At 72.5% G+C, this 15461-nt stretch carries 9 protein-coding genes; 5 read left to right on the top strand and 4 right to left on the bottom strand.

The genetic code is table 11. The annotated features are described in order from the left end of the window. Nucleotides 1–32: 32 nt before the first annotated feature. On the bottom strand, nucleotides 33–1631 hold the full coding sequence (gene ffh / locus HDA30_RS02770) for a signal recognition particle protein (RefSeq protein WP_184241047.1): 1599 nt from the start codon (nucleotides 1629–1631) through the stop codon (nucleotides 33–35). Between the two features lie 201 nt (nucleotides 1632–1832). Continuing rightward, nucleotides 1833–3017 (bottom strand): signal recognition particle-docking protein FtsY, encoded by a 1185-nt coding sequence (gene ftsY, locus HDA30_RS02765; RefSeq protein ID WP_184241046.1) that lies wholly within the window; start codon nucleotides 3015–3017, stop codon nucleotides 1833–1835. A 101-nt stretch (nucleotides 3018–3118) separates the two neighbouring features. On the opposite strand from ftsY, the gene HDA30_RS02760 reads away from it, so the two are divergent. Further along, nucleotides 3119–4423 (top strand): MFS transporter, encoded by a 1305-nt coding sequence (locus tag HDA30_RS02760; protein ID WP_184241045.1) that lies wholly within the window; start codon nucleotides 3119–3121, stop codon nucleotides 4421–4423. Between the two features lie 53 nt (nucleotides 4424–4476). Here HDA30_RS02760 and wecB read toward each other — a convergent pair whose 3' ends face one another. After that, on the bottom strand, nucleotides 4477–5643 hold the full coding sequence (wecB, locus tag HDA30_RS02755) for a non-hydrolyzing UDP-N-acetylglucosamine 2-epimerase (RefSeq protein ID WP_184241044.1): 1167 nt from the start codon (nucleotides 5641–5643) through the stop codon (nucleotides 4477–4479). A gap of 196 nt (nucleotides 5644–5839) precedes the next feature. Here wecB and HDA30_RS02750 point away from each other — a divergent pair, with 196 nt between their 5' ends. The 3 genes from HDA30_RS02750 to HDA30_RS02740 are packed head-to-tail and all read left to right on the top strand — an operon-like array spanning nucleotide 5840 to nucleotide 9542. After that, complete coding sequence (locus HDA30_RS02750) at nucleotides 5840–6730, top strand: ABC transporter permease (RefSeq protein WP_158495720.1); 891 nt, start codon at nucleotides 5840–5842, stop codon at nucleotides 6728–6730. A 5-nt stretch (nucleotides 6731–6735) separates the two neighbouring features. Next, nucleotides 6736–7692, top strand: a complete 957-nt coding sequence (locus tag HDA30_RS02745) for an ABC transporter ATP-binding protein (protein WP_158495719.1) — start codon at nucleotides 6736–6738, stop codon at nucleotides 7690–7692. Then, on the top strand, nucleotides 7689–9542 hold the full coding sequence (locus HDA30_RS02740) for a glycosyltransferase family protein (protein ID WP_343059282.1): 1854 nt from the start codon (nucleotides 7689–7691) through the stop codon (nucleotides 9540–9542). The genes HDA30_RS02745 and HDA30_RS02740 overlap by 4 nt, the downstream gene beginning before the upstream one ends. Nucleotides 9543–9554: 12 nt before the next feature. Here HDA30_RS02740 and HDA30_RS02735 read toward each other — a convergent pair whose 3' ends face one another. Then, entirely contained in the window at nucleotides 9555–11342 is a 1788-nt protein-coding gene (locus HDA30_RS02735) for a glycosyltransferase family 4 protein (RefSeq protein ID WP_184241043.1), read from the bottom strand. Between the two features lie 136 nt (nucleotides 11343–11478). Between HDA30_RS02735 and HDA30_RS02730 the strand changes: the two genes are divergently transcribed. Continuing rightward, nucleotides 11479–15426, top strand: a complete 3948-nt coding sequence (locus HDA30_RS02730) for a polysaccharide pyruvyl transferase family protein (RefSeq protein WP_184241042.1) — start codon at nucleotides 11479–11481, stop codon at nucleotides 15424–15426. Nucleotides 15427–15461: the final 35 nt, after the last annotated feature.

Genomic DNA, 15461 nt, shown 5'->3' with positions numbered 1-15461 from the left:
ACCCGCACCGCGCGCCGGCGCCGCCCAGCAGGTCAGCGATCGCGCAGGTACTTCTCGAAGCCGGAGGGCAGGTTCAGATCCTGCGGGCTGAAGCTCTCCGGGTCGAACCCGTTCTGCCCGAACATCGAGCCGGGGCTCTGGGCCTGCTTCGCCTGCCGCTCCGCCAGGGCCTTGCGCTCGGCCTCGGCCTTGGCCGGATTGCCGGACTTCACCTTGTTCTTGTTCCCGCCCTTGCCCTTCTTGCGGTTGCCGCCGCCCTTGCCGGGGCCCGGACCCATGCCCGGCATGCCGGGCATGCCGGGCATGCCACCGCCGGAGGCCATCTTCTTCATCATCTTCTGGGCCTGACCGAATCGCTCGAGCAGCGCGTTCACCTCGGAGACCTGCACACCCGAGCCCTTCGCGATGCGAGCACGGCGGGAGCCGTTGATGATCTTCGGGGCGACGCGCTCATGAGGGGTCATGGAACGGATGACCGCCTCGACGCGATCGATGGACCTCTCGTCGAACTGCTCAAGCTGCTGCCGCATGCCCTGGGCCCCCGGCATCATCATGAGCATCTTCTTCATCGAGCCCATCTTCTTGAGCTGCTGCATCTGGCTCAGGAAGTCATCGAGGGTGAAGTCCTCCTGATCGGCGAACTTCTTGGCCATCTTCTCGGCCTCGCCGCGGTCCCAGTTCTGCTCGGCCTGCTCGATCAGCGAAAGCACATCGCCCATGTCGAGGATGCGCGAGGCCATGCGGTCCGGGTGGAAGACCTCGAAGTCCTTGAGGGATTCGCCGGTCGAGGCGAACATGATCGGCTTGCCGGTGACATGCCGCACGGACAGGGCGGCGCCGCCGCGCGCGTCGCCGTCGAGCTTCGTCAGCACCACGCCGGTGAATCCGACGCCCTCGTTGAAGGCCTGGGCCGTCGCCACCGCGTCCTGGCCGATCATCGAGTCGATGACGAACAGCACCTCGTTGGGGTTCACCGCGGCGCGGATGTCCGAGGCCTGCTGCATGAGCTCCTGGTCCACGCCGAGTCGACCGGCGGTGTCGATGATGACGACGTCGTGATAGCGACTGTTGGCCTCCGCCACACCGTCCCGGGCCACCTGAACGGGGTCGCCGGTGGCGGCCTCGAACTCGCTCGACACGCCGGGGTGCGGAGCGAAGACGGGCACCCCGGCCCGTTCGCCGCCGACCTGCAGCTGCTTGACGGCGTTGGGCCGCTGCAGGTCGCAGGCCACGAGCAGCGGAGTGTGGCCCTGGGACTTGAGCTGGTGGGCGAGCTTGCCCGCCAGGGTCGTCTTGCCGGCGCCCTGCAGGCCCACGAGCATGATGATCGTCGTGCCTGTCTTGGCGTGTTGGATGTGCCGGGTCTCGCCGCCGAGGATCGTCACGAGCTCGTCGTTGACGATCTTCACGACCTGCTGGCCGGGGTTCAGCGCCTGGGAGACCTCCTCGCCCAGCGCCCGCTCCTTGACGCCCGCGATGAACGAGCGCACGACCGGGACCGCCACGTCCGCATCGAGCAGGGCCCGGCGGATCTCGCGCGCGGTGGCGTCGATGTCCGCCTCGGTCAGCCGACCCTTGCCCTTCAGGTTCTTGAAGGTGCTGGACAGACGATCAGACAGGGAGTTGAACACGGCGGATGAGGTCCTTAGGAAGCGGATACGGACAGGGCCGCCCCGCCCTGCGGCGAGACGCCCGTGCTGGGCTCGTACAGCGCCACGCACGGCCTCGCCCGCACATACGTGACGAGGGCGCAGACGCCGACGGCGCCCCACCAGGGTAGCAACCTGGAGGGACGCCGTCGGCGTCGACCGGGCCTGAGACCCGGGCGCGGTTCACTCAGCCAGCAGCGCGTCCACGAAGCCCTCGGCGGTGAACGGGGCGAGGTCGTCCGGGCCCTCGCCGAGGCCGACAAGCTTCACCGGCACGCCCAGCTCGCGCTGAATCGCGACGACGATGCCACCCTTGGCGGTGCCGTCCAGCTTGGTCAGCACGATGCCGGTCACGTCCACGACCTCGGCGAACACCTTGGCCTGGTTCAGGCCGTTCTGGCCGGTCGTCGCGTCGAGGACGAGCAGCACCTCGTCGACCTCGCCGCGCTTCTCGATGACGCGCTTGATCTTGCCCAGCTCGTCCATGAGGTTGGCCTTGTTCTGCAGTCGGCCGGCGGTGTCGACCAGCACGACATCGGCCTCCTGGCGGATGCCCTCGTCGACGGCCTCGAAGGCGACCGACGCCGGGTCGGCGCCCTCCTTCTCCGAACGGACGGTGTCCACGCCGACGCGAGCGCCCCACGTGGCCAGCTGCTCGGCCGCGGCGGCGCGGAAGGTGTCCGCCGCGCCGAGCACGACCCTGCGGTCCTCGGCAACGAGCACGCGGGCCAGCTTGCCGACGGTCGTGGTCTTGCCGACGCCATTGACCCCCACGACCATCGTGATGGCCGGGCGGTCGCCCTTGCGCGAGGCCTCGAGGCGGCGGTCCATCGACGGGTCGACCATGGTCAGCAGCTCCTCACGGAGCATGGCACGCACCTGATCGGCGTCCTGGGTGCCCTCCACGCGCACACGGTCACGCAGCCGCTCGACGAGCTCGAGCGTCGGCTCGGTGCCGAGGTCCGCCATGAGCAGGGTCTCCTCGACCTCGTCCCACACCTCCTCGTCGATCGTGTCCCGGCTGAGCAGAGCCAGCAGGCCCTTGCCGAAGACGTTGTTCGACTTCAGCAGGCGCGCGCGCAGACGCTGCAGGCGGGTGCCGGCCGCCTCCGGCCGCTCGAGCTGGACCTGCGGTTCGGCGGCTTCCTCCTCGACCGGGGTCCCGTCGACGTCCTGATCGACTGCCGCCGCGGTGTCGGGGTCCTGCTCGAGGACGGCCGCGTGGGAGCCGCCGGGCTCCGGGTCGTCCGCGTCGCGGACCTCCGGATAGGCGTGCTTCGGCGGCGCCGGACGGCGGTCGAGCAGGCCCACGAGGGCGAGCCCGACGGCGAGGGCGATGACTACTGCGATGATGAGCACGATTTCCACCGGGCCAGTGTTTCACAGTCCCCGACCGCGGTCCCGACTGACGCAGAGCCGGGACGTCCAGCCTGGCGCCCGCCAGACGTGACATGTGCGACAATCCGGCCATGCCTGCCCGCACCTCCCGGACACACCGGCCACCCCTGCCCCGTGAGATCCGTGTCCTCGTGGGGGCGGCGTTCATCATCGCCATCGGGTTCGGGCTGATCGCTCCTTTGCTGCCGCAATACGCCCACTCCTTCGACGCCTCCGCGACCGCGGCCGCCGCCGTCGTCTCTGCGTTCGGCCTGACTCGACTGCTGTTCGCACCCGTCTCCGGGCGCCTCACGAATCGGCTCGGCGAGACCTCGGTCTACATGGCGGGCGTGCTCATCGTCGCCGCATCGATGTTCCTGACCGCGTTCGCGCAGACCTTCGAGCAGCTGATCGCCTTCCGCGCCCTCGGCGGGATCGGTTCGACGCTGTTCACCGTCTCGGCCATGGCCTTCCTGGCACGCAAGTCCCCTCCGGCCATGCGTGGCCGCGTCTCCGGTGCGTACGCCTCCGCGTTCCTGATCGGCAACATCGTCGGTCCGATCGTCGGTTCGGTCCTGTCGGTGTTCGGCTTCCGCATCCCGTTCCTGATCTACGGCACCGCGCTGGTGGCCGCCGCCGGGCTGGTCTTCGTCCAGCTGAAAGACGTGCGCCTGGCCGACCGCGCGGACGGCGACGCCCGCCCGTCGATGCCCCTGGGCGAGGCCGTGCGCCTGCCTGCGTATCGAGCCGTGCTCACGTCCTTCTTCTCGAACGGCTGGGCGACGTTCGGCGTGCGCAATGCGATCACTCCCCTGTACGCCGCCGGGGCGTTCACGACGGCGGCGATCGGCGGCTGGCACGTCGACGGCGCGATGATGGCCGGGCTGTCGCTCTCCCTCTTCGCCGCCGGCAACGTCACCGCCGTGACGTTCAGTTCCCGGCTGTCCGACGTCCACGGGCGCAAGCCGCTGATCCTGCTGGGCCTGACCACCACGGCGGTGTTCACCTCGGTGATCGGCCTGGTCGGCTCGCCGCTGCTGTTCCTACTGGCGTGTCTGCTCGCGGGCGCGGGCACGGGCACCCTGAACTCGCCCCAGCAGGCGGCCATCTCGGACATGGTGGGCCAGGACCGCAAGGCCGGACCGGTCATGTCCACCGCGCAGATGTCAGCCGATCTCGGGGCGATCACCGGGCCTCTGATCGCCGGAGCCCTGGCCGACGCCTTCGGCTGGCAGTGGGCGTTCCTGGCCACCGGCGCGGTGCTGGCGATCGGCGCCCTGGCGTGGCTGCGGGCGCCGGAGACGAACCGTCCGGTCACGCCCGGCGGGCCGCGCACCGGCGCGCTGCCGACCGTGGTGCCGCCCCCGCCGACATCGACCGGCCCGGAACGCTCTTGACCAGCCAGGAGCGCTCTTGACCGGTCCGGAGCGCTCCTGAAGCCGGCGGGCCCTCAGTCCCGACCGAGACCGTCGTCGAAGGCCGGCATGCGCTCGCCGACCCCGAGCAGCTGCGCGATGCCCGAGACGGTGCGCTCGGCCGCCTTGCCGTCGCCGTAGGGGTTCACAGCATTGGCCATCGCCGTGTAAGCCGCCTCGTCGTGCAGCAGGGTCTGGACCTGCTCGACCACGACATCCTCGGCCGTGCCGATCAGGCGCACGGTGCCGGCCTCAACGGCCTCGGGGCGCTCGGTGTTCTCGCGCATCACGAGCACCGGCTTGCCCAGGCCCGGCGCCTCCTCCTGAACGCCCCCGGAGTCGGTCAGCACGACGTTCGCCAGCGAGAGCATGTGCGTGAACTCGCCGTAGGCCAGCGGCTCGGTGACCACCACGTTCTGCAGGCCCTCCAGGTACGGCAGAACGGCTTCTCGGACGACCGGGTTCTTGTGCGCCGGCAGCACGAAGAGCACGTCCTCGTTGCCCGCGGCCAGCCGGGCGAGGGCGCGGCCGACCCCGCGCATGGCCTCACCCTGGTTCTCCCGGCGGTGGGTGGTGACCAGCACGACCTTCGTGCCGTCCTCGACCGTGGCGGCCACCTCGGCCAGCTGCGGGTCCGTGAACGGGATCTTCTTGTCGACGACCTCGAGCAAGGCGTCGATCACGGTGTTGCCGGTGACGTACACGTCGGACTCCACGACGGCCTCGCGCAGCAGGTTCGCCTTGGACACGCGCGTCGGCGCCAAATGCAGGGCCGCGATCTGGGAGGTGATCTTGCGGTTGGCCTCCTCGGGGAACGGCGACATGATGTCGAAGCTGCGCAGTCCAGCCTCGGCGTGGACGACGGGGATCTGAAGGTTGAACGCGGCGATCGCGCCCGCCGTCGACGTGGTCGTGTCGCCCTGGACGACGACGGCGTCCGGCTTCTCCTCGGACAGGATGCGGTCCATGCCGTCGAGGATCTTCGCGAAGATCGAGTTCAGGGTCTGGCGGGGCTGGATGATGTCCAGGTCGTGGTCCGGCTCAATGCCGAACAGCTGGTTGACCTGGTCGAGCATCTCGCGGTGCTGCCCGGTCACGGCGACGACGCAGTCGAAGCGTTCATCGGCCTGCAGCGCCTTGACGATCGGTGCGACCTTGATCGCCTCGGGGCGGGTGCCGTAGATCGGCATGATCTTCTTCACGATGCTCTCCTGAGGGTCGGCGTGCTCCCGGGCCCACATGGTGCAGAGACGGTCCGCGCTCGCCCGGCTGTCGGCCCCGCCGGCGGGCGGGACGTCGACGTGTGCGAGTCTACGACAGGGCCCCGCGCGGGTAGAATCGGCCACTACAGCTCCCGCGGGGCCAGACCCGCACGTCCGGCCGGAAGGTGAGAGTTCGATGACTGGCTCCGAAGCCCGCACCGCCACGCGAGCGCCCGTCCGCCACCACCGGGTGTCGGCCGACGGCCTCGCCCGCGTCGGAGGCCGTCCTCCGCTCGGCGCGTATCTGAGGTCGCTGTGGGACTACCGCTCGTTCATCCTCTTCGACTCCCGCTCCCGCATCGCCAGCGGCAACTCCGTCAACTCGCTGGGCCGACTGTGGATGGTGCTGAACCCGATCCTGAACGGGGCCACCTACTACTTCGTGTTCGGCCTGCTGCTGGGCACCGGCCGTGGCATCGAGAACTTCGTCGCGTATCTGATCGTCGGCGTGTTCATGTTCCGTTACACCTCGCAGGCGATCGGCGCCGGCTCCCGGGCGATCTCCTCGAACATGGCGATCGTGCGGGCCTTCCGCTTCCCTCGAGCGACGCTGGTGCTCGCGACGAACATGCGCGAGCTGCTGGTCTTCCTGCCCACGCTGGCGACGATGGTCGTCCTCGTGCTGGTGATCCCGCCGCTGGAGCACATCACGTTCCTGTGGCTGCTGCTGATCCCACTGCTGCTGCTCCAGACGCTCTTCAACGTCGGGCTCTCGCTGCTGCTGGCCCGGCTCGTGGCCCGCTGGGCGGATGTGTCGAACCTCGTGAACTTCGGCACGCGCATCTGGCTGTACCTCTCGGCGGTGTTCTTCAGCATCGAACGCTTCGAGAACCACCCGGCTCTGGTGACGATGATGCACCTGAACCCGATGTACTGCGTGCTGGACATCGCGCGCCAGTCGATGCTCTACGGCACCGTCGCGCCGCTCGAGCGTTGGCTCGTGATTCTCGCCTGGACGACCGTGCTGCTCGTGGTGGGCACCGTCGTGTTCTGGCGGGCCGAGCAGAGCTACGGAGAGGAGCGGTGACTGACATGCCCCAGCAGAAGGACGCGCCTGCGACCGCGGCCCGCGGCACACGACGGCGGACGGCTCCCGCCCGCCCGACCGAGCACATCAGCGTGCCCGACGGGCAGAGCGCGGTGGTGCTGGACGAGGTCGGGATGACCTACACCGTGCGCGCCGCGGAGTCCCTCGTGCGCGGCCAGGGCGCCGGGGCGCGCCGGCGCCGGGCCTCGGGCATGACGACCAGCACGGTCGAGGCACTCAGGCCGCTGTCCCTGCTCGTCCGGCGCGGCGAGTCCGTCGGCGTGATCGGCACGAACGGCTCGGGCAAGTCGACGCTCATGAAGCTGATCACCGGGCAGATGCAGCCGACGGCGGGGTCGGTGTACGCCACGAGCACGCCCATCATGCTCGGGGTCAACGCCGCCCTGGTCCGGCAGGTCTCCGGCGAGGACAACATCCTGCTCGGCTGCCTGGCGATGGGCATGTCCGCCGCGACGGCCGCGAAGAAACGCGACCAGATCGTGGAGCTCTCCGGCCTCGACGACACCGCGCTCTCCTTGCCGCTGAAGGCGTACTCCTCCGGCATGGCCGCCCGCCTGCAGTTCGCGATCGCCACCTCGGTGGACCCGGACATCCTCGTGATCGACGAGGCGCTGAACACCGGCGACGCCCAGTTCCGCGAACGCACCCGCCGCCGCATCGACCACCTGCGCGAGCAGGCCGGCTGCGTGTTCCTGGTCAGTCACTCCCTCGGCACGATCCGGGAAATGTGCACACGCGTGGTGTGGATCGAGCGTGGCGAGCTGACGATGGACGGGGATCCGGACGAGGTCGTGGACGCGTACCGCAAGTACACGATCATGCTGGGCCGCGACCGGCTCAAGCAGGCGCGCATCCACCGGCAGAAATGCCTCGAGGCCACCGCCCTGACGCGAATCGACTGGGCCGACGGCCACGAGCCGACCGGCCACACGGCGCCGTGAGTGAGCCGAGCTCCTCGGTCCGACGCCTGGCCCGCGCGGCAAGGACCCGTGGCACACGCATCACCGGTGATGCGCGCCGCGCCCTGCGCCGCCGTCTCGACCTCGGCGAGTCCCTCACCCGCCACGCACGCGGCCTGCCTGATCCGCCGGCCCGGCTCTGGCCCGCCGAGCCCGACGCGCCGATCGACCGCGGCCTTCTGCCGACGCCGCTGCCTCCGGCTCCGTCCCTGCTGCGCTGGCTCGGTCTGCCGGACCGGCTGAGCGCCGATGCGTCGATCGGCGCCCAGGACGTGCTGCTGCTCGTGCTGCCGCCCGGCGGCCCGGGCCAGGCAGGGTCCGTGCGGCTCAGCGAGCTGCTCGACGCGCGCCACGGTGCCGCCTCCTGGGGGCCGAACGCCTCCGGGACGGACTCCTCCGGCCGGCGCTCCAGGTCGGCGTCGCGCACGGTCGTGGTCACGCAGGGCGCCGTCCCGACGCCGCCGGCAGACCTGCGCCGCCGCGGTGTGCGATGGGTCCACGAGCCCGCGCCGGGACATCGTGCCGCCCTGGCCGGGCTCGCCGAGCGAGTCGTGCTTGTGGGCCCGCGCGAGACCGGGCAGCACGGTGCCTGGCACCGTGTGGCGCAGGCGGCGCACCGGCCCGTCCTCGACGTGGCTGCGCTCGGCGAACTCGATCCTTCTGCCTGGCCGCTGCACCGCGGCGACCAGCATTGGCCGACGGCTGACTCGCTGCGCGATGCCGGCCGATCCGGGCGACTGGCGCAGCTCGACGACGCCCTGACCAGCGGCTCGGCCACGGCGCCGCTCCCGACCCCCGAACGGCCCTCGGCCCGCGTGATCGCGGAACCGCGCCGCGTCGTGGTCGCCGGGCACGACCTGAAGTTCGCTGCAGGACTCGTCGACCACCTGCGCGGGGCCGGCCACGAGGTGCGGATCGACCGGTGGCACGGCCATGCCCGCCACGACGTGGACGCCTCCCGAGCTCTGGCCGGTTGGGCCGACGTCGTGCTCTGCGAGTGGATGCTCGGCAACGCCGTCTGGTACTCCCGCCACGCCCCGCGCCGCGTCCGGGTCACCGCACGCGCCCATCTGCAAGAGGTCACCACGGATTTCCCCGCGCGGGTGCGGCATGCACGCCTCGACGCGGTCGTCGCGGTGGCCGGGCACGTGCGAGCCGCGCTCGTGCGCGACCATGGTGTGCCCGCGGCGCGGACCCTGGTGGTTCCCAACGCCGTCCAGCTCCCCGGGCCTTCCCCGCGCCGTCAGGAGCTCTCGACGACCCGGCGACACACGCTCGGCCTGGTCGGCATGCTGCCGGCGCGCAAGGGCCTGCACCGAGCCCTGGACGTCGCGGCAGCCCTGAGCCAGGCCGATCCCGAGACGCCCTGGCGGCTGCGGGTGCGCGGGCACCGCCCGGACGAGTCCGGCTGGATGTCCGGGCGGGAAGCAGAACGCGCCTACTACGCGCGGCAGTTCTCCCGCTGCGAGCACGCTCCGCTCTCCGAGGCGGTCGCCTTCGACCCGCACGGCCCCGACATGACCGCGTGGTACGAGCGGGTGGGCGTGGCTCTGTCCGTCTCGGACTTCGAGTCGTTCCACTTCACCCTGCCGGACGCGGCCCTCGCCGGCGCCGTGCCCCTCGCGCTGGCCTGGCCCGGGGCGGACCTCATCTATCCGCGGCACTGGCTCGCCGCCGACGTCGATCAGCTGACCGCGCTCATCCGGGAGGCCACCGCCACCGAGGACGTCCGCCGCGAGCGAGCCGCCGACGCCGCCGCATTCGTGCGCGAGCACCTGGCCGACCGCGTCGTGCTGCCACGCCTGGCCGACGCGGTGCTCGGCACACGCTGAACGGCGCCCGGCTCAGGTCCGGGGCAGGCGGACCCCCAGCTCTCGGTAGACCTGCGCATACCGCCGCGCGTTGGCGGCCCACGTCCGGGTGGACAGGGCCCAGGCCCGCCCCCCCTCGCCCAGACGGGCCCGCAGCTCCGGGTCGGCCACCAGCTCGGCGAGCACCTCGGCCAGCGCCCGGGGGTCCTGCGCGGGCGCGAGCCGGCCCGTCACGCCGTCCTCGACCAGCTCCGCCAGGGCCGGCAGATCGGAGGCGACGACGGGGCGTGCGAAGGCCGAGGCCTCGATCGACTTCATCGGGGTCACGGCCCGGGTGACGGGCAGGTCCTTGCGCGGCACGACGAACACGTCGAGGCTGGCCTGCTCCCACACGGCCTCGGGCCGGGCGATCCGGCCGGGGAAACGGCACAGGTGCGCGATGCCCAGCTCCTCGGCGAGCGCGCGCAGCCCGGGCAGGCTGACGCCGTCACCGGCGATCGACACGCGCAGCCGGGGGAACCGGGGGGCGATCAGCGCGACGGCGCGCAGCAGGTCATCAAGCCCCTCGTATCCGACGATCGAGGACACGGTGCCCACGTAGACGTGCTCGGGGTCCAGACCGAGACGGGCTCGCGCGTGAACCCGGGCCGGGGGCTCGTCGAGGAAGGCTTCGCCCACCGCGTTGGGGCACACGGTGATCCGGTCCTCGGACACTCCCGCCTCGACCAGGCGGCGCGCCATGGTCGCCCCGAGGGTCACGACGGCGTCGGCGCTGCAGGCGGCCTCGGCCTCGGCGGCCACGAACGCGGCGTACCGTTGGGAGGACAGGGCGGAGGCCGTGCGCTTGGACGCCCAGGTGTCCGCGAGCTGGCCGCGCACCTCGTACACCCAGGGGATGCCGTAGGCCTTGGCCACGGCGCGCACCGCGACGGCGTTCACGAAGTGGGTGGTGGTGTGCAGCGCCTCGGGCCGGAAACGCTCGACCTCGGCGGCCAGCAGGCGAGCGTGCTGGTCGATCCTCGCGGCTGTGCCCTGGCCCAGTCGGTGCGGGAGCAGACGCCGGTAGACGATTTGGCCGATCCGGTCCTCGGCGCTGGCCCACGGCACCCCGACCACCGTCGGGTAGCCCGGCCGCGTCACGGCCCGCACCTGGACGCCCACCGCGTCGAGGGCGGTGAGGGTCGAATGGCTGCGTTGGGCGTAGCCGCTGGAGGTGTGCGGCAGGGAGTTGGTCAGCACGTGCAACACACGTCCCGGCAGCGGCGCATAGTCGGGCGTGGCCGGCAGGCTCGGACGGTGCCCCGTGAAGGCCTCCCGTTCGCCGGCCATGCGCCGGCGCAAGGCCCGGTTGACCCGATGCCGGCCCGCGTACGCGACGGCGCCGTCGAGGTCACCGCGGTGCAGCGCCAGGCGCGCGGCCACGGCGTGCCACGGCGCCCCGCGTCGATCCTCGGGGACCCGCTCGAGCAGCCGCTGCGCCTGCGCGTCATCGCCGAGCAGCACGGAGGCGTCGGCGCGACCCACCAGACCGCCCGCGGCCGGGCCGTCGAGCCGCTCGAGCGCCCGCGGGGTGCGGCCGAGCATGTGCTCGCTCACCGCGCTGACGACCGACCCCACTCCTCGGGCCGGGGCAAGCGTGGCCATCCCGCGGCCCAGCGCACCGATCAGGCGCGCGGCCGGCGTGCGCACGGCGGCGGGGAGTCGACGGGATCCCTGGAGCACCAGCAGCAGGGGGTCGTCCACCGCGTGCTCGGCCACGGTCTGGGCGGTCAGGCTCGCGTGACGCCCCCACGGGACGGAGGTCAGCGGACGGCGGGGCATCAGTCGTCTCCTGCGGCTCGGCGGTGCTGTGCGGTCGCGGGCGCCCCTCATGCGACGGGGACCCCGGTGGATCGGGGGCCGATCCGGGCTCCTCGACCACTCCACTCTAGGGCGCCCGGATAGAGTGAGCCGTGCCATGAGAATCGTGTTCTTCGACGCCATCCAGGAGGCTCACGTCACCGCCTCCCTCGAGCGCGCGTTCATCGCGGCCGGGCACGAGGTCTACGCGACCGGGCGCTTCGGCCGCGGCGTCGACGTCGCCGACCCGCAACGAGTCTTCCGCGTCGCGGGACCGCATCTGGAACGCATCCGCGCGTTCCGCCCGGACTGGATCCTGGTGTTCCGTCCTGCCTCCGCTCCCCCTCCGGTGCTCGCGGCGCTGCGGGCCACGGGCGGACAGCTGGCGACGTGGCTCTCGGACGACCCGGTGCTCTACGGGCTGTCCTACCGGTCGGCCCCCGAGGACTACGACCTGGTGCTGCACTGCGGCGACGCCCGCGTGCTCGCGTTCTACGAAGAGCAGGTCGGCCGGCCGACGGGCGTCAACCTGCCGTTCTGGACCGATCACATCGCCTTCCCCCACGTCTATGGCCGCCAGCCCGCGGAGGCCACGGTGATGTTCCTGGGCAACCTCGCCGGGCCGGTGCGCCGGCGGCGCTATGCGCAGCTGGCGGCAATGCGACACGACGTGCGGGTGTACGGGAGCGTGGAGGAGGACCCGGCCGGACTCAGCGCGGGGTTCCTCGACACGGACGCCGAGGTCGTGGCCGCCGGCGCCCGCGCTCGACTCGCGCTGAACATCCCGCAGTTCTTCGCCGACCACCGTGGCTCACCGACCTGGTTCGACGGCCTGGACGCGCTCGGGCGTTTCGAGCTGCCCAGTCGCGTCGTCCAGTACGCGGCGATGGGACTGCCGATCGTCTCCATCAGTCCCGGCGCCGAGCCGATCGCCTCGTTCCCCGAGCTGCCGGTCTGCGATTCCGTGGCCGACGCGGACGATTGGATCGCCCGTGCCCTGGCCGAGGGGACGCTCGACGAGCTCAGCGCCGGCGTGTCACGCCGGTTCGATGCGCATTTCAGCGCGGCCGCCCGGGTGATGGCATTCGAGGCGCTCGCCGCCGGCGAGGAGGACTGGCGGCGAATGGACGCCAGCGAACGCGCCCTGTGGTTCACGCGGTTCGACGCGACGCCGACGACGGGCCCCGACCACGGCGACGCGCCCACCTGCGGTGCGGTTGCCGCGTCCGCGGCGCTCACCGCGACGGTCTGCGCGGCCGAGCCCGCCGACAGGCCAGTCACGGCGGAGCCGGGCACGATGCACGGGGTGGCGGTCGTGCACGCGCGTCAGCCCTCCCGGTTCTCGGGCCTCGACGTGATGCTGCGGCAGCTGCACGCCGACGGAGCCGAGCCGGCGCTCTGGGGTCCTGAGGCGGTCGACGAGATCGCAGATCCGGCCACCGGCGCCTGGTCGTGGCTGATCGATCCGCGGCGGGCCGTGCCCGCCCTCAGGCAGGCCGGGGCCGACGTGCTGGTCCTCGCTGAAGGCGTCGGCGTGGACGTCGCCGCGGCGCGCGCACTGCGACAGGCCGGCATCGCCACGCTCCTGCTGCTGCGCGACGAGCCGCTCACCCGCGCGCAGGCGCAGGCAGTCGACCTGGTCGTGTGCGTCGGCCCGGGCATCGTCCGACGGTCCGGTCTGCTGCACAGCCTGGGCGACGCCGTGCACGTGCCGGCCCTGGTCGAACGCGAGTTCCTCGACCTGGTGCGGCGAACGTCTCCCCTCTCTCGGCCGGCCGTCGTGGGCGTGGCCCCCACCGACGACCAGGCACCGGATCTGCGAGCCTGGGCTCCGAGCCCCCGCGTGGACGGCGAGGGCGGCGCCGAGTCCGAAGCACCGGCCGAGCGCCTCGACCCGGCCACGCTGCGCGAGGCGGACCTTGCCCAGCTGTGCGCCGCTCTGCGCCGGCGGCGAGTGCTGCTCGAGCCGGTCACGATCCGCGGGCACCGCGTGCACTCGGCCCTGACCGGTCACGCGCTGTGCGCGGCCGATCGTGTGCTGACCCCCCGCTGGCAGGACGTCGACCGGCCCGACGTGTTCGCCCCGCGCTTGCTGCGCGCGGGCACGGCCGCCGAGGCACGCGCACGCCTCAACGGCGGCGGCCAGGACACCGACGCGGGTCCGGGTCGGGCGCGGTCCGATCGCGAACTCTTCTGCTCGGCCAGCGACGCCGGAGCCTTGCTGCCGGCCTGGTTCGAGACCGCGCGGTGCCGGGCCCGGGCCCGGCACGATCGAGCCCCGCTCGGTCAGGCTCCGGTGCGCATCGCGGTGGTGCACGGCGGCAGGCACCCGCACGCGGACGAGGACCGAGCCGTCGTGGACGCGCTGCACGCGCTCGGCCACCGAGTGCTCGAGGTGAACGTCGCGCGCCACGACGACGTCGTGCACGAGGTGCCCGGTGCCCGGGGCATCGCTCTGAAGGTGGATCTGGCACCGCTGGAACGCCTTGTCCAGCGTGCCCGGCCGCAGGTGGTGCTGTTCGCGGGGCGGCGGCTGCGTCCCACACCCGAGTGCGCCCGAGGACTGGAACGCGACGGCCTCGTGCGAGCGGCTCTGGTCCGCGACCCCTCGGCCGCCGTGCCCAATGCCTCGCTCGGCGTCGACGCGGCGGTGTGCCTGACGGACGCAGCCGGCCCCGCCGACCTGCGGGACCGGCTGACCGCATTCCTGGCCACGGCGCTGTCCACGGCTGCCCGACCGGTCCCCAACCTCAGCGTCGCCGAGCCTGCCGAGACCCGGCCCGGCGCACCGGAGCAGGCCGGGCCCGGGGCGCAGTCCCCCGAGGCGGACAGTCCTGGACGCACCGTGCTGATCTCCGGGTACTACGGCGCCGGCAACATCGGCGACGAGCTGCTGCTGCGCACGCTCCTCGAGCGGCTGGAGCGCACTCGCGAAGACGTGGTGCCCGTCGTCGCCGCCGTGGATCCGGCCGCGGTCGAGCGCGAACACGGCGTCCAGGCGTTCGCCCGCGCGGACCTGCGCGAGGCCGAGGCCTGGGCCGCCCGGTCCAGTGGAGTGCTGCTGGGCCCGGGCGGGCACTGGCACGACTACTCGATCGCTCGGGCCGGAGGCCTGGCCGGGACCTTCACCGGCACCCGCTACTCCCCCGCCCATCTGGCCCAGCTGCCGCTGATGGTCCGCGCCCATGGAGGCCGGGTCGTGGTGCACGGCATGGGCGTGGGACCGCTGACCGACCCCGCCGCCCGGGCAGCGGTGCACCTGACCGGGATGCAGGCCGACCTCGTGAGCGTGCGCGATGACGCATCCCGCCGCCTGCTGGAGCCGATGAGCCAGGCGTGGCCGGCCACGGTGACGGTCGCCCCCGACGTCGTCCACGCGCTGCAGCTGCCCGATCTCCACGCATCCGGTTCCCACCCCGGCGCGCCCGACGGGCAGGACGGCGCGGTGCCGACCGGCCCGGACGCCCCGGGGTGGATCGCGGTGAACCTGCGTCCCTGGGACGCGCCGTCGGCGGGTCTGGACCCGCGCGGGCCGCGTGCCTGCCTCGGCCCGGTGGTCGACGTGGCCCGGCAGTGCGGTCTGGGCCTGTGGTTCGTCGCGATGCAACCCACCGATGAGGACGAGTACGAGGCCCTCGTCGAAACCGCCGCCGGACGAGTGCCGGTGGCCCTGCTGCCGGCCGATGCACCGCACGGCCATCTGCTGCACGTGCTCGGCGGGGCCGCGGCGCTCGTGGCGATGCGCCTGCACGCGAGTCTGCTGCGACACTGCCTCGGCGGGCCCGCCGTGGGCCTGTCCTACGACCCCAAGGTGAGCGCGCACTACGCCCAGCTCGGACGCGCTGAGTTTTGTCTGCCCCTGGACCGGGCCGCTTCGGACGTGGGCGAGACCCTGCGTGCCGCGCTGCGCGAGAGCCCGGTCCACGGCGGGCCGGGCCTGCCCGCGCCGACACGCCGAGCGATCGAGCACGCCCGGACCGGGGCGCGAGCGGCCCTCGACGCGGCCCTGGCCGTCCTGTGCTCCGGGCCGGCGCACGTGCTCGACCCGTCCTGGCGGCGTCGCTGACGCGACCGCCCGGGCACGCCTCGTCCCGGACGCCG

Origin of the sequence: Micrococcus cohnii, assembly GCF_014205175.1 — a bacterium.
Taxonomy (GTDB): Bacteria; Actinomycetota; Actinomycetes; order Actinomycetales; family Micrococcaceae; genus Micrococcus; species Micrococcus cohnii.
The sequence above is the reverse complement of the archived record's forward strand: the minus strand, read 5'-3'. Positions and strand labels throughout refer to the sequence as shown.

What these genes read in the sequence shown, in the direction of transcription:
- HDA30_RS02760 (WP_184241045.1), top strand. Translation starts at nt 3,119, where the DNA reads ATGCCTGCCCGCACCTCCCGGACACACCGGCCACCCCTGCCCCGTGAG.
- HDA30_RS02750 (WP_158495720.1), top strand. Translation starts at nt 5,840, where the DNA reads ATGACTGGCTCCGAAGCCCGCACCGCCACGCGAGCGCCCGTCCGCCAC.
- HDA30_RS02745 (WP_158495719.1), top strand. Translation starts at nt 6,736, where the DNA reads ATGCCCCAGCAGAAGGACGCGCCTGCGACCGCGGCCCGCGGCACACGA.
- HDA30_RS02735 (WP_184241043.1), bottom strand. Translation starts at nt 11,342, where the DNA reads ATGCCCCGCCGTCCGCTGACCTCCGTCCCGTGGGGGCGTCACGCGAGC.
- HDA30_RS02730 (WP_184241042.1), top strand. Translation starts at nt 11,479, where the DNA reads ATGAGAATCGTGTTCTTCGACGCCATCCAGGAGGCTCACGTCACCGCC.